Source organism: Methanospirillum hungatei (assembly GCF_020216685.1).
Classification (GTDB): domain Archaea; phylum Halobacteriota; class Methanomicrobia; order Methanomicrobiales; family Methanospirillaceae; genus Methanospirillum; species Methanospirillum hungatei_B.
Genome location: NZ_JAIWNS010000148.1, coordinates 1 through 12,684, shown reverse-complemented (window position 1 = coordinate 12,684; position 12,684 = coordinate 1). Strand labels below are relative to the sequence as shown.

The window sequence follows — 12,684 nt, the reverse complement described above, 5'->3', positions numbered from 1 at the left end:
CAAGGATGGCTATGCCGCCTTTATCAGATATACCGGTCGCCACTTTGACCAGTTCCGGGTTTAGAAGATCAAGCCGTTTGACAAGGACTGAAATCCCATTATAATCAACAGCCTCAAGGTTTTTGCTTTCGAGTTCACTAATGCGTGAGGAGAGTTTTTCAATCTCCTTTCTCTGCTCCTTCCACTCTTCAAAGAATCGTTTGGAAGTTGCCGGGAGTGCTTCAACCTGCACTGAAAATGCCTCTGCAGATCGGTTCAGAAGATCTTCCTGATGATGTTTATGCTGGATTGCAGCTATACCAGCGGCGAACTCGAGCCGTTCCACCCCATCCTGTACATGCTCGACCCGGATGATGGAGATAGTTCCAACATCTCCGGTATGGGCGCAATGTGTTCCGGCACAGGCTTCAATATCACCGGCAACCTTAACCACACGAATCCGTGACCCGGGCGGGACACCTCCCTGGTACAGGCAGAAGCCGTATTTTTGTTCTGCATCAGTACGATCTTCCCATGCGATTGAGGTGGAGCTGTTTGCCATAACCAGGCGGTTTGCAACAACCTCTATCTTTTTAAGCTCTTCAGGAGTGATGTGCTTATAGTGCCTGATATCAATCCGTGAACTATATTCACCCTTTTGGGCACCTGCCTGATGTATATGAGCACCAAGCACTTCTTTTGCCGCATGGAGAAGAATGTGGGTTGCGGTGTGGTGCCGCATGAGGGATAATCTGCGATCCTCATCGAGGATACCACGGATCATATCCCCTTTTCTTACAATCCCCCCGTCGATACGGTGAAGGATTGACTCGCCAAGCTTGATAGTATCACAGACTCTGACCGTCAGACCATCAGGCGTCAGGAACAGACCGGTGTCACCTGGCTGGCCTCCTCCTTCCGGATAAAAGAGCGTCTGATCGAGGACGACATACTGACCGTCGAAGATCTCCAGAACTCTCGCTTCAAACTCCATCGATCCGGGCCGCTCGTAAAATAATTTCCTGGTTTCGGGAAGATGTGCAAGCCGGTCAAGATAATCATAAAGCGGGTTCTTCTCCTGGACCTGCTCTGATTCGGAGTGCATATTCGCAATCCGTGAGTAAAAGTCATCAGGAAGATCAACAACAGCTCCCTGAGAAGTTGCAAGATCCTTTACCATGTCCGGAGGAATGCCATGTGAGTCATACAAGGTGATGATCTCATCAAGCGGTATCTTTTCGCACTTCTTCTTATATGTCTGTGCAAGACGCTCAACCGTCCTGGCCCCCCGCTCCATAGTTGTCCGGTACTTGTCAACCTCACGGTCAACTATCTCCATGACCACATCAGGATCCTGCTCAAACTTTGAAAGACCGATGATCTTCATCTGACGCTCTATCAGATCTCCTAATTTTTCGTCAGGTAGGTCCAGTTCCCGCATCATCCGGAGTGTTCTCCGAAGTACCAGTCTTGCAAGATACCCATCCTTAGCATTTGACGGAACAATACAGTCTCCAAGCATGTAGGACAGACACCGGGTATGATCCACGATCGCATAGACGCTCTCAACCGGTGCGATCATCTTTTCAAGTTTGTCGGGGGGGATGCCGATCTTATCTGCGACCTTCTGTCTGAGCTCGAATATCCGCTGGCCTGATATGTCCATAAGACCTGCGAACTTCGCATTTTCTCCAAGTATATGAATGAAATCCGGATCATGGAGCCGGTGACCAAATCCTGCCTCCTGCATCACATGACTGACCATCTCGGGAAATACGGCATCATAAATGGTGGGTGAACCCTGTGATGCCCAGACAAACCGTTCAAGTCCATACCCGGTATCGACAATCCGGAGCGTCATCGGATAATAGGGTGTTCCTTCAAGTTCAATGGGAGGCTTTTCTGTCTTCTGTTTCCCAAGACTCATGAATACCAATGTTGCAACCTCAAGCCCGCCTATCAGGACCTCCACACTTGGACCAGCATTTCCTCCTCCAATCCACGGGTGCTCCTTATAGGTCACCATCTCTTTATTTGCACCAAGGGAAGTCAGGAGCTGATCACAGAGTTCAACCGTGCGATCTTTCCAGTAGACCTCCTTCTCATCAGAGTTGAACGCATGATGAGCCATCATCTCAAAGCACGTGAGGTGACGTCCTGAACGACCGACAGAATCCAGATCATTGAGACGGATACAGGGCTGAGAGATGGTAAGAGGGTTTGCCGGGGGAGGCACTACGCCGCTGGTAACAAATGGCTGAAAATCTGCAATCGATGCAATTGTCAGATAGATATCATCACGCCAGCGTGCAGCGACCGGATACCGGTCAATCCGGGTATGCCCCTGCTTCTCAAAGAAGGAGAGGTATGCTTCCCGCATTTCATCTACAGTTTTTGCCCTGAAGATAGGATTTCCGATAAACTGGTATGGTTCGCAGGGAGCATCCCCACATACCGTCCGATCAGGATCACGAGTCCAGAATGCCTTTCCACACGAGGTACAAATGTTCCGTGTCAGACCTTCAGACTTAAAATATTCAAGTTGATATTCATCTTCCATCATGAAAATTGCCTGCGATGCCTTAGATATCCGTTTGTATTCTATATGGGATAATTCCCTGTTCTTTCAGATCCTGATAATACCAGAGATCTATCAGTTCATACCTGCCGATTGCCCGTGCAATACATACTGCAAGTATATGGGCGCAGAGGTTGCCCCGGTGAAGAAAATCTTCACATGAACAATAATTTCCCTCAACAACATATTCCCCCGTCTCTCCAACCACTACAAAGAAATCACGGTACCGCTTGACCCGGTCATCATCCACAATTTCAAGGGCTTTTTCTCCCCGATGGCGATAATATCCGGATATGCGCTTTCGCATCCGCTCATCAAGTATGTTTGTTTCATGTAGAATGTCTATGGGACTTTTCATGAAAGAGAGAGCAGCACCGGAAGATCGTCGATGTACTCCCATCCATGATTTTCTGCAAGAACGCGCATTGCAGGAGATTCCAGAGCATAATGTGTTGACTCCAGAAGAGGGAGCGGTGATGACCGGTACACCGAATGCCGAAGTTCAGCAGAGAGGAATGCATCAGCTCCCAGATCCTGCGCTTCTTTGATGAGGGCACTATCAAACCCGGAGCCTGCTGCAATGGCTAATCTCTGTATCTTCTCCAAAACTCCCCATATCCGTAACGGAGCCTTTAACATTCTGACCATCTCTTCTACCGTATGTGAGCAGGTACCGACAAGACCCAGTGACATACTCTCACGCTCAGTCAGACCAAGGAGATCGGCAAGAATATCATTCACTCCTCCCGGTGCATGATCCCAGTTCGTATGCATCACATAGACATTCATCTCCGACCGGAGAATCATTGAGAAAAGTCTGGCATCGTCTCCTCCAATGGAAGTCAAGGGAGTCCAGATAGGAGTATGATGAGCAATCAGCAGATCAGTTCTGCTTTCAATTGCTTTTCTGACAACCGCAGGGGTAACATCAAGACAGGTACTGATCTTAGTGATACGCTCCTTTCCTTCAATAATCAGACCAATCCTTCCTGAATCAAAAGGTTCTGCAAGGTCAGGTGGTGCCAGACCTGCAAGAAGATCAAGAATCTCCTGTCGTGAAGTTCCGGTTTTTAAGAGGGGATCATATGTCATGTAATGAGATTGCAGAGCAGAGTAAAAATAATTATGAATGGTATTTTTTTAGTTTTCTGAAGAGGAGAGCATTCTGAGTTCTTCTTCTCCTTCATCGATTCTGCCCTGGCAGATACATATTGATGCACGAATCAGTCTGGCCATATGAACGTCATCCGAATCTTGTTCTCCCTCAGAGATGATCCTGGAAACGAGAATAAGTGCCTCATCATCAGCTGCTGCCTGCATGAGAGCATAGGCATGGGCAACATGGGGTCCGCACCGGCCGGGTTTAAATGAATGAACCTTTCGATCAGGTGGAAACCACTCTTTATGATAGGAATTGCGCCACCCGATCACATTCAGAAGCTGTCCTGCCTGATCAAAAACCATCCATTCAGGTGGAGCATGTGACAGGATATCCTGGAGAAGACGTACCGCCTCATCAATATCCCCCTCTTTTTTAGAGACCTCGTAAAGAGCTTTTCGAAAGACCTGATGAACCGGGGCAGGACGGGTACAACAGAGAGGGGGTGCAATCCTCCCTGCTATCATATACCAGACATCCGGAACAAAATCCTGAACAGACATCCTTACTTCTTTTCAACCTTCTCTTCTTTCATCACATATTTGGCGATCATAAAGACAACCAGAGCGATGATAACAAAATTAATACATTCTGCCGCAAATGGACCGATGCCAAGCTGGACAGGACCGATCGCCAGGACGGCTTCTTTCCAGTCTCCGGAAGGAGTAATAACACTGACAAAGGGCATAATCAGGTTATCTACAAATGATTTTACAAGAGCTGTTGCAGCAACTCCCATGATAAACGCGATCGCAAGAGCAACTATTTTGTACTCTTTTAAAAATTCAATAAATTCAGAAATCAACGTCATCTGTATCAGAGATACATCCACCGCAAAAGAAAAAGAACCTTTGCATGGGATATATCATGCAGAAGGCTGCTGTTGCGTCGCACAATGAATCGTTCCAAATCCTTCAACCATAGCACGTGCCGGTATTCCTATAACTTCACGATCCGGGAAGAGAGGCCGAAGTATCTCAAGAGCCCGACTATCATGTTCATCATCAAAAACCGGGACCAGAACTACCTCATTTCCAATATAAAAATTGAGATAACTTGCCGGATACCGGTTTGATTCATCCTTCACGGGATGAGGCATCGGTATTGGAATAACTGTTAAAGGATTATTATTCTGATCGGTTTCTTTGGACAAAATCCTGAAATTTTCCTGTAATGGAAGATAATTTACGTCATCCTGATTCTCCTCAACGGCACATACGACTGTGGTGGGATTCACAAACCGTGCGATATCATCAATATGTCCGTCGGTATCATCTCCTGCAATACCCTCATGTAACCAGATAATCTTTTTTGCACACAGATAGTCACACAGATAGTGCTCTATTTCCTCCTGAGTGAGATGGGGATTGCGATTTGGATTCAGGAGACATTGTCGTGTGGTAAGAACACATCCCCGCCCATTGCTCTCTATAGATCCCCCTTCAAGCACGATACCAGGCCTGAATATCTTCATGCCAAGGGTCTGAAATAACTCATGGGTTTTAACCCCATCCAGAATGAGTTCATCATACTTGTTCCCCCATGCATTAAAATCCCAGAATACTGCTGATACATCATGAAGGGCCCGGTTTACTACACATGTAGGACCGAAATCCCGTATCCAGACATCAGAGTACGGAACAATATGGAACCTGATATGTGAACTGTCCGCACCCCTGAACGAGAGCATATGCAGGATCTTCTCTTTATAGGTGGGATCAGCGATGAGAAGTTCAACCCGTTCTGATCGGAGTGAAGAGAGGATAGTCAGATAGGTCTCTTCTACTGCCTCAAGATGAGGAAAGGTTAGATCATTATACGGCCATGCCATCCAGACAGCATCATGGTGCTCCCATTCGGCCGGCATGTGATATCCCTGGTTTGCCGGTATCAGAGATTCTGTGCTTGGTCCGGGGTTTTCCAAAGCAGTGAGTGAGTGATAGGTATCCGGTCTTCTGTTTCTAAAAAAGCCCCATGCTTCACGAATTGAGGGGCCTTGCGAGAGATCAACTTCTGCAAGAATGATCTCCTCGTCTATATCTCCTTGTACGAGGATGTTCCCAAATGCATCACATATAAATGAGCCACCAAAAAAGAACAGGTCATCCTCCCAGCCACACCGGTTCACCGCAGCGACCGGAATACTGTTCGCGATAGCATGTGACTGCTGTATCACCTTCCATGGCTCCTTCCAGTCACCTTCTGCCGGGATCTCACCCCTGATATGACCGATGGCAGTCGGATAAAAAATGATATCAGCACCATTTAGTGCTACCTCCCGGGCTGCTTCAGGAAACCACTGATCAAAACAGATTAAAACTGCAAGATTTGCATATTTTGTCTGATAAACTCTGTATTCATCGCCAGGGTTGAAATATCCCTTCTCATAAAAGAACGGATCCTGGGGGATGTGAATCTTACGATAGGGCCGAAAAATGGACCCATCGGCATCAATCACCACTGCACTATTATAGATACGATTATCTGAGCTTTTTTCACAAATTGGAACAATCAGAACGCATCCCAACTCCGATGCCAGACTACTGAACCGGTAAATCGTAGCGCCGTCACATGTATCGGTAAACGAGGAACTATCTAGTCCGATATGTTGTGGAAAATATGGTGTTGAGAATAATTCTGGAAGGCAGATTATCTGTGCACCATTCTCTGCAGCCTCTCTGATATTCTCTATGGCATGCTGAATATTCCAGGATTTGTGAGGACTTACAGAGATCTGTATCAGGCCAATTATGCATTTCATTGTTCGTATTATTCTATTTTTATAAAAATAAAAGACATGAACACTGAGTCATCCTTTATGATCATGTTGATGATGAAGATCCGGTTTGTGCGGATGATCATGAGTTATGGCTTTATGAGCATGGAGATGGCTGTGTTCACCGGATGAAGAGACTGGTGGGGCATGTAATTCATGCATATGATCATGGTGAAGATCAGTGTGAGAGTGACGATGATTATGCACCAGCGGAGGGTGGTAATGCTGATGTGAATGGCTCTCAGTTACCAGGAGATATACTCCGATTATCATGACAAAAAACGCCAGTAAAAACGCTTCATGGAATGGTTCCCTGAATAGAAAAAAAGAGAACAAAACTCCAAAAAAGGGGGAAAGTGCAAGGAATAAACCAGTACGGGCGGTGCCGATTGACCGAAGTGCCAACAGGAAGAATACACTGGCAAGCCCTCCATAACTGAAAAAACCAATCAGTAAGAACAGAGGAATTTCAAAGGGAGGGGGAGTAATCTCTCCAGCCAGAAAGGCAATTACTCCGGTACATGCTCCGGCAGAAAGTCCCTTGATCATGATGCACATAAATGGGTCTTTTCCTGAAACCCTCCGACTGATATTATTATCAAAGGCCCAGAAAAAACAAGCCAGTAGTACTCCGAAGGCACCAATTGAAAATCCGAATATTCCCTTTGGATCATACGATAAAATGAGACATGAAACGGTGATGCATACCATTGCCGCCCAAATGCGCCTTCCCACCGCTTCCCTGAAGAGAAAAGCAGCCATCAATCCGGTTGCAACAGACTCAAAATTTAACAGAAGAGAACCGGTTGCTGCCGGGGTAATCTCCATAGAATACATGAGGGTGACTGGTGCAAGAATACCTCCGAAAAATGACATCCCTGCCAGATAGGGTATGTCAGATCGTGAGACCGGAGAATCGGCAGGAGCTGCTCCTCGTCTGATTATCCACCCACCGGTGATGATACACCACATACCAAGCCCGCTGCCAAGATAAAAAAGAGCGGCAAGCATAAGCGGACCGACATCTGATACGAAATATTTCGTTACCGGGGCACAACTTCCAAAAAACAGCGCTGATAATGTGGCATACAAGAGAGGGATATAATCTTTTTTTTGAAAATTCATGATGCATAAAGTCCGTGTCAGAATATTCCTGACAGGTTCATCATGATCAGGTTTATGCTATTCGGAAAAAAGGAATGGATTACTCCATTTTATATTTCTGTTTTAGTGCTTCCCAATCAGGTGAAGCCTTCAGATTCTCAAGACCTTTGTTGAGTTTTTCCAGCAATTCTGTATCTTCTTTCCGTACTGCGATACCAAACTCCTCATTGGTCTCAATCATTCCAATCTTGGAAACCGGTTTTCCGGCAATGATATCATTCATGACCGTACTGTCATACATTACGGCATCAACACGGCCAGATACCAGATCTTCTACTGCCAGCGGAGTATTATCATATAATTTAAGGTTCTCTGCTGGCATGAGACTCTTATTCACAAGGTTCTCATCGATCCAGATGGCAGCGGTACAGCCACGCTGTGTTCCAATGACCACCGATCCGTTCTTTACCTGATCCAAAGTAATTGGTGATCCCTCTTTTACGACCACCATCTGATTCACTACCCAGTATGGACGAGAGAAGTTGACCTTCTCCTTGCGCTCATCGGTAATAGTCATCCCTGAGTAGACCATATCAATCTTCTTCGCCTGGAGCGCTGGAATTATCCCATCCCATGCAGTCGGGATGAAAGTTACCTTAAATCCCTGGTCTTTTGCTATCCACTCAATTGACTCAACATCAAACCCGGTTGGGTTTCCTTTCTCATCCATCATCGAGAATGGTGGATACGGCACATCAATCCCTACCCGGTATTCCAGGACGTCATTGTTTTCAGGAGCGATTGTTTCTGTCACCTGAACTGATGAAACTGGTGACGGCGAAGTCTCCTGTGTGGAAGTACATCCACTTACGAATAATAACAAAACCAGTCCAATAAGAGAGACCAGCACCAATCCTTTTCTTATCATCATTGTTGAGTTTGTTTACCAGATACATATGTATTCGGAAATGAATCGCCCACCGGGTCAGGTCAAATACTCTGATATTTAAAGGCCTGTTCATGTAGAGAATACCAAATGAAAACGGATAAATGAATGGCAGGAAAAATGTTTGTTGATGGACAAAAAGGTTGTATCTGTTCTTATCACATTCTTTGTTCTTATCGGAGTTTGTCTGTGCGGGTGCACGGAGAAACCGGCGGAGGAGAAAGGTGCGGTTGTCGCTCCAAAAGCCACAGCAGCAGGTTCTGAAGACAAGCCAACATATATTGTAGGTATTGACGGTGAATACCCACCGTACAGTTTCATTGACAAAAATGGGGAACCACAGGGATTTGATGTTGAATCAGTCAAATGGATTGCCGATGAAATGGGCTTTAATGTCAAGATTCAGGCTATGGCATGGGATGGTATCATACCCGCTCTGCAGGCAGGAAAGATTGACATGGTCTACTCCGGAATGACCATCACCGATGAACGGAAAGAAGTCGTCAATTTCAGCGATCCATACTGGAAGGTGAACCAGTCAGTAGCAGTTCACGATGACTCAGAGTTCACCATGGATGACTTCAAGGCTGGTGCAGGAAAAGTCGGGGCACAGCGCGGGACCACCGGTGCCTTCTGGGCTGAAGAAAACCTGGTCAATAAGAGCGTAATGAGTGCAGACATGCTCGTTACCTATGATAATTTCCCACTGGTTGCAACAGACCTTCAGAATAAGCGGATTGATTTCGCGATATATGACCGGCCACCAATGCTTGATGCCATTGCAGGAAAGCCGCTTCATATCATCGGTGAGATTGATACCGGCGAGGACTATGGTATTGCAATCAGGAAGACTGATACTGAACTTCTTGAGACCATGAACGAAGGACTTGCCCGTCTTATGGCATCTCCAAAATGGGATGAACTCAAGAAGAAGTATGAGATGGAATAAATCAATTCATCTTTTCTTACTACCTATTATTGATAACAAAAGATCCAAGGCCATCTATTGTGGATCCATAGGGAATTACATCCCGAAAGATCATGATGTCTGGGCCGGAGTTTAACAGATTATGGCATTATCCATTCTAATCGACTGGTTTCCGTATCTTTTCAGTGGCATTGTACTGACACTGGGTCTTGTCGCATCTGCCCTTATTATCGGGGCGGGAGTCGGACTTCCCCTGGCTCTGGGTCAGGTCTATGGATCACTTCCCGTACGATCTGCAATCGCAACGTTCGTATGGTTTTTCAGAGGTCTTCCTGTCCTTGTTCTCCTGTTTTTATTCTATTTTGGTATATTTCCTGCATTAGGACTGGATTTACCTGCATTCTATGTTGGAGCAGTAGTCCTGGGCTTATGGGGGGCAGCATATCAGTCTCAGGTATTCCGCGGGGCAATCCAGTCAATCTCCGAAGGTCAGATGATCGCTGCTCGTTCCCTTGGCATGTCACGGTTTCAGGCAATAAAAAGCATTATTCTTCCTCAGGCCATGAGAATTGCTCTTCCCGGATGGTCGAATCAATATCCGGAGATATTAACCGAATCATCTGTCTGTTATGCAATCGGAGTAGCTGAGTTACTCACCCGGTCATCACAAATTGTCTCACAAACCTACGTTACCATGCCAATTTACCTTGCCTGTGCTGTAATTTTTATCCTGCTCAGTTATGCAGGCACTTCATGTATTCATATGGTCGAGAAGAAGATTGCAATACCAGGTTTCGGACCAGGAGGATCATAATCACATGACTGATACCACATATATTTTACGAATTGAGAATATCAAAAAAGCCTTTGGAAAGAACGAAGTCCTGAAAGGAGTTTCATTAGATGTCAGAAAAGGCGAGACGATCTGCTTTATCGGCCCATCAGGTACGGGAAAAAGTACCCTTCTCAGGTGCATTAATCAGCTGACTATTCCTGATAGTGGAAAGATCTTTTTGAATGATGAAGAAGTCACCCATGCAGGCCCCCGGATAAATTATTTCAGACAAAAGATCGGCATGGTTTTTCAGAACTTTTTTCTGTTCGATCATCTCACTGCTGTCAGAAATGTTGAGATTGCTCTTTTGAAAGTGAAAAAGATGAACCCGAAAGAAGCACGGGAGAAGGCAATGTTTGAGTTAAAACAGGTCGGCATGGCTGACTGGGCTGATCATTATCCTGCAGAGTTATCCGGAGGGCAGGCCCAGCGGGTATCGATTGCCCGAGCCCTTGCCATGGACCCGGACATCATGCTGTTTGATGAACCGACCAGTGCTCTCGATCCCGAACTGACCAGGGAAGTTCTTGAAGTGATGAAAAAACTGGCTTTGGAAGGTATGACCATGCTGGTCGTGACTCATGAGATGGGATTTGCATGTTCTGTTGCCAATAAGATCTGCTTTATGGAGCATGGACACATCAAAGAACAGGGAACCCCCGCTGAGCTTCTGAATAATCCTGAGTTTGAACGGTGCAAGGCATTTATTGGAGAATTCAGGGAGTATAGTCAGTAAGGCAGAATCATGGATCAGATAACCTTCATCTTTGACATAATGGTCCCGGCCTTTGCAAATGGCCTGCTCATAACTCTGGCGCTCGTTGCCGTTACTGCACCTATTGGATTTCTTCTCGGGGTTGGAGTTGCATGCGGTCGAGTGTATGGAGGAAAAGGTCTCTCCTGGCTGATGCAATTATACACCATATTTTTCAGGGGGTGCCCGTTATTACTGCTCCTTTTTATTCTATATTTCGGACTTCCTTCACTTGGTATTGTCCTGACACCCTTTGTTGCCTCAGTTCTGGGATTTATATTCTGCAATAGTGCCTATAATTCAGAATATGTCAGAGGCTCAATTTTATCAGTAAAAGAAGGTCAGTTAATCGCCGCTAAGGCACTGGGTATGACAAAAAACCAGGCTATTTTGAATATTGTATTGCCCCAGGCATTACGTAGGTCAATACCAGGGGTTTCCAATGAATTTATTTATCTCATAAAATATTCATCACTGGCTTATATGATCACCGTCATTGAATTGACCGGTGCTAGCAAGCTTATAGCTACCAAATATTTTGCGTATAATGAAACTTTTATCGCTGTTGCGATAGTGTACCTTGCACTGGTAACCATCACAACATTCGGAGCAAATGCTTTAGAGAAAAAATATGCTATACCGGGATAACCCGATTCCTTTTTTAAAGAACATTGGGGTATAGTGTTTCTGATTCAGCTTTTCCATATATTTCATCACCGGGGAAAGAAGCTTTTATTGCATAGGTTCCTTTATCCCGGGCAGGAAAACTGAATTCAAAATATCCAATCTCATCAGTTGTTACAGGACCCAGGGTCTGCCAGATTCTTCGTGAATCATCATCACAGAGAGCACAACTGTAGGAAGGAAGACCAAATGAATACCAGATCTGCCTGAATGGGATGCCATTTCCTTCATTGTCCCGAAGCCAGCCACTCATCTGGCCGGACTCTCCCATAAAGACACGATTAAAGGGGCCGGATATGGTAAGTTCTGTCTCTTTCACTTTTGCCCGGGGGGTTACTTTTACCGGAACCACTGGACTAGCATATTCACGGTATCGTGCCTGAAAACTCCAGTCACCAACGGCATCGGCCTGAAGTTCGATACGAAAAAGTCCTTCAATACTGGTTTTCAGTTGGTAATAGGTATCAGCCCTGCTTTCTTTTGGAGATGTTACCTGCAAAAGAACCCGGTCTCCGGGTCTGGATAGTAACGAGGGGACAATGTAACCTTCAATAAGGATTGTGTCACCTACTTCAATTACTGATTTTGAAGAGGTTAAATCAATGAATGCCGTATCTGGTTCACTCGTATTTCCTGCAATAACAGAGGAACTACATGATAATCCAACGATAAATAACAAACTGCATATCCGAAAAACATCTGACCATTTTATCATATGACTTTCAATAACCTGAGGATCAGGTAACCATATGAGGTTTTCCTGTGAGAAGAAAGGGGCAGATATCAAATTCTTATTGGAATTTTTTTGTGATAATAAAACGCAGTATAAATCAATATATTATAAGAATACGAACAGAATAGAATTTTCTCATTGAACAATAGCAGCGAGGGTGATTTCCCGAGGACTCGCGTACCTCAGTACCGTCATCCACGTGAGGTGT

At 45.5% G+C, this 12,684-nt stretch carries 13 protein-coding genes; 4 read left to right on the top strand and 9 right to left on the bottom strand.

Annotated features, from left to right (window positions below; all coding sequences use genetic code 11):
• The 8 genes from alaS to LDL35_RS09440 form a co-directional block, all read right to left on the bottom strand.
• On the bottom strand, positions 1–2,542 hold a 2,542-nt coding region (gene alaS / locus LDL35_RS09475; RefSeq protein ID WP_304022093.1), incomplete at its 3' end, for an alanine--tRNA ligase.
• Positions 2,543–2,561: 19 nt separating this feature from the next.
• The gene (locus LDL35_RS09470; protein ID WP_304022092.1) at positions 2,562–2,957 is read right to left on the bottom strand and encodes an SWIM zinc finger family protein; all 396 of its coding nucleotides are present in this window, start codon (positions 2,955–2,957) and stop codon (positions 2,562–2,564) included.
• On the bottom strand, positions 2,912–3,649 hold the full coding sequence (locus LDL35_RS09465) for a Nif3-like dinuclear metal center hexameric protein (protein ID WP_304022090.1): 738 nt from the start codon (positions 3,647–3,649) through the stop codon (positions 2,912–2,914). Before LDL35_RS09465 ends, LDL35_RS09470 begins: the two co-directional genes overlap by 46 nt.
• A gap of 48 nt (positions 3,650–3,697) precedes the next feature.
• Positions 3,698–4,219 carry a hypothetical protein gene (locus LDL35_RS09460; protein ID WP_304022088.1) on the bottom strand — a complete coding sequence of 174 codons (522 nt, stop codon included), beginning with the start codon at positions 4,217–4,219 and terminating at the stop codon, positions 3,698–3,700.
• Between the two features lie 2 nt (positions 4,220–4,221).
• A complete protein-coding gene (locus LDL35_RS09455) occupies positions 4,222–4,527 on the bottom strand; it encodes an MscL family protein (RefSeq protein ID WP_304022086.1) in 306 nt (101 codons plus the stop codon).
• Positions 4,528–4,581: 54 nt separating this feature from the next.
• Complete coding sequence (locus tag LDL35_RS09450; RefSeq protein WP_304022084.1) at positions 4,582–6,477, bottom strand: agmatine deiminase family protein; 1,896 nt, start codon at positions 6,475–6,477, stop codon at positions 4,582–4,584.
• Positions 6,478–6,525: 48 nt separating this feature from the next.
• Positions 6,526–7,617 (bottom strand): DMT family transporter, encoded by a 1,092-nt coding sequence (locus LDL35_RS09445; RefSeq protein WP_304022083.1) that lies wholly within the window; start codon positions 7,615–7,617, stop codon positions 6,526–6,528.
• Between the two features lie 79 nt (positions 7,618–7,696).
• Positions 7,697–8,527, bottom strand: coding sequence for an ABC transporter substrate-binding protein (locus tag LDL35_RS09440; RefSeq protein WP_304022081.1), 831 nt, complete (start codon positions 8,525–8,527; stop codon positions 7,697–7,699).
• A gap of 145 nt (positions 8,528–8,672) precedes the next feature.
• On the opposite strand from LDL35_RS09440, the gene LDL35_RS09435 reads away from it, so the two are divergent.
• From LDL35_RS09435 to LDL35_RS09420, 4 genes are all read left to right on the top strand, one after another.
• Entirely contained in the window at positions 8,673–9,491 is an 819-nt protein-coding gene (locus LDL35_RS09435) for a basic amino acid ABC transporter substrate-binding protein (protein WP_304022080.1), read from the top strand.
• 118 nt (positions 9,492–9,609) lie between these two features.
• Positions 9,610–10,284, top strand: coding sequence for an amino acid ABC transporter permease (locus tag LDL35_RS09430; protein ID WP_304022094.1), 675 nt, complete (start codon positions 9,610–9,612; stop codon positions 10,282–10,284).
• 4 nt (positions 10,285–10,288) lie between these two features.
• The gene (locus tag LDL35_RS09425) at positions 10,289–11,041 is read left to right on the top strand and encodes an amino acid ABC transporter ATP-binding protein (protein ID WP_304022079.1); all 753 of its coding nucleotides are present in this window, start codon (positions 10,289–10,291) and stop codon (positions 11,039–11,041) included.
• 9 nt (positions 11,042–11,050) lie between these two features.
• Entirely contained in the window at positions 11,051–11,707 is a 657-nt protein-coding gene (locus LDL35_RS09420) for an amino acid ABC transporter permease (protein ID WP_304022077.1), read from the top strand.
• A gap of 13 nt (positions 11,708–11,720) precedes the next feature.
• Here LDL35_RS09420 and LDL35_RS09415 read toward each other — a convergent pair whose 3' ends face one another.
• Positions 11,721–12,458, bottom strand: coding sequence for a hypothetical protein (locus tag LDL35_RS09415; RefSeq protein WP_304022076.1), 738 nt, complete (start codon positions 12,456–12,458; stop codon positions 11,721–11,723).
• Positions 12,459–12,684: the final 226 nt, after the last annotated feature.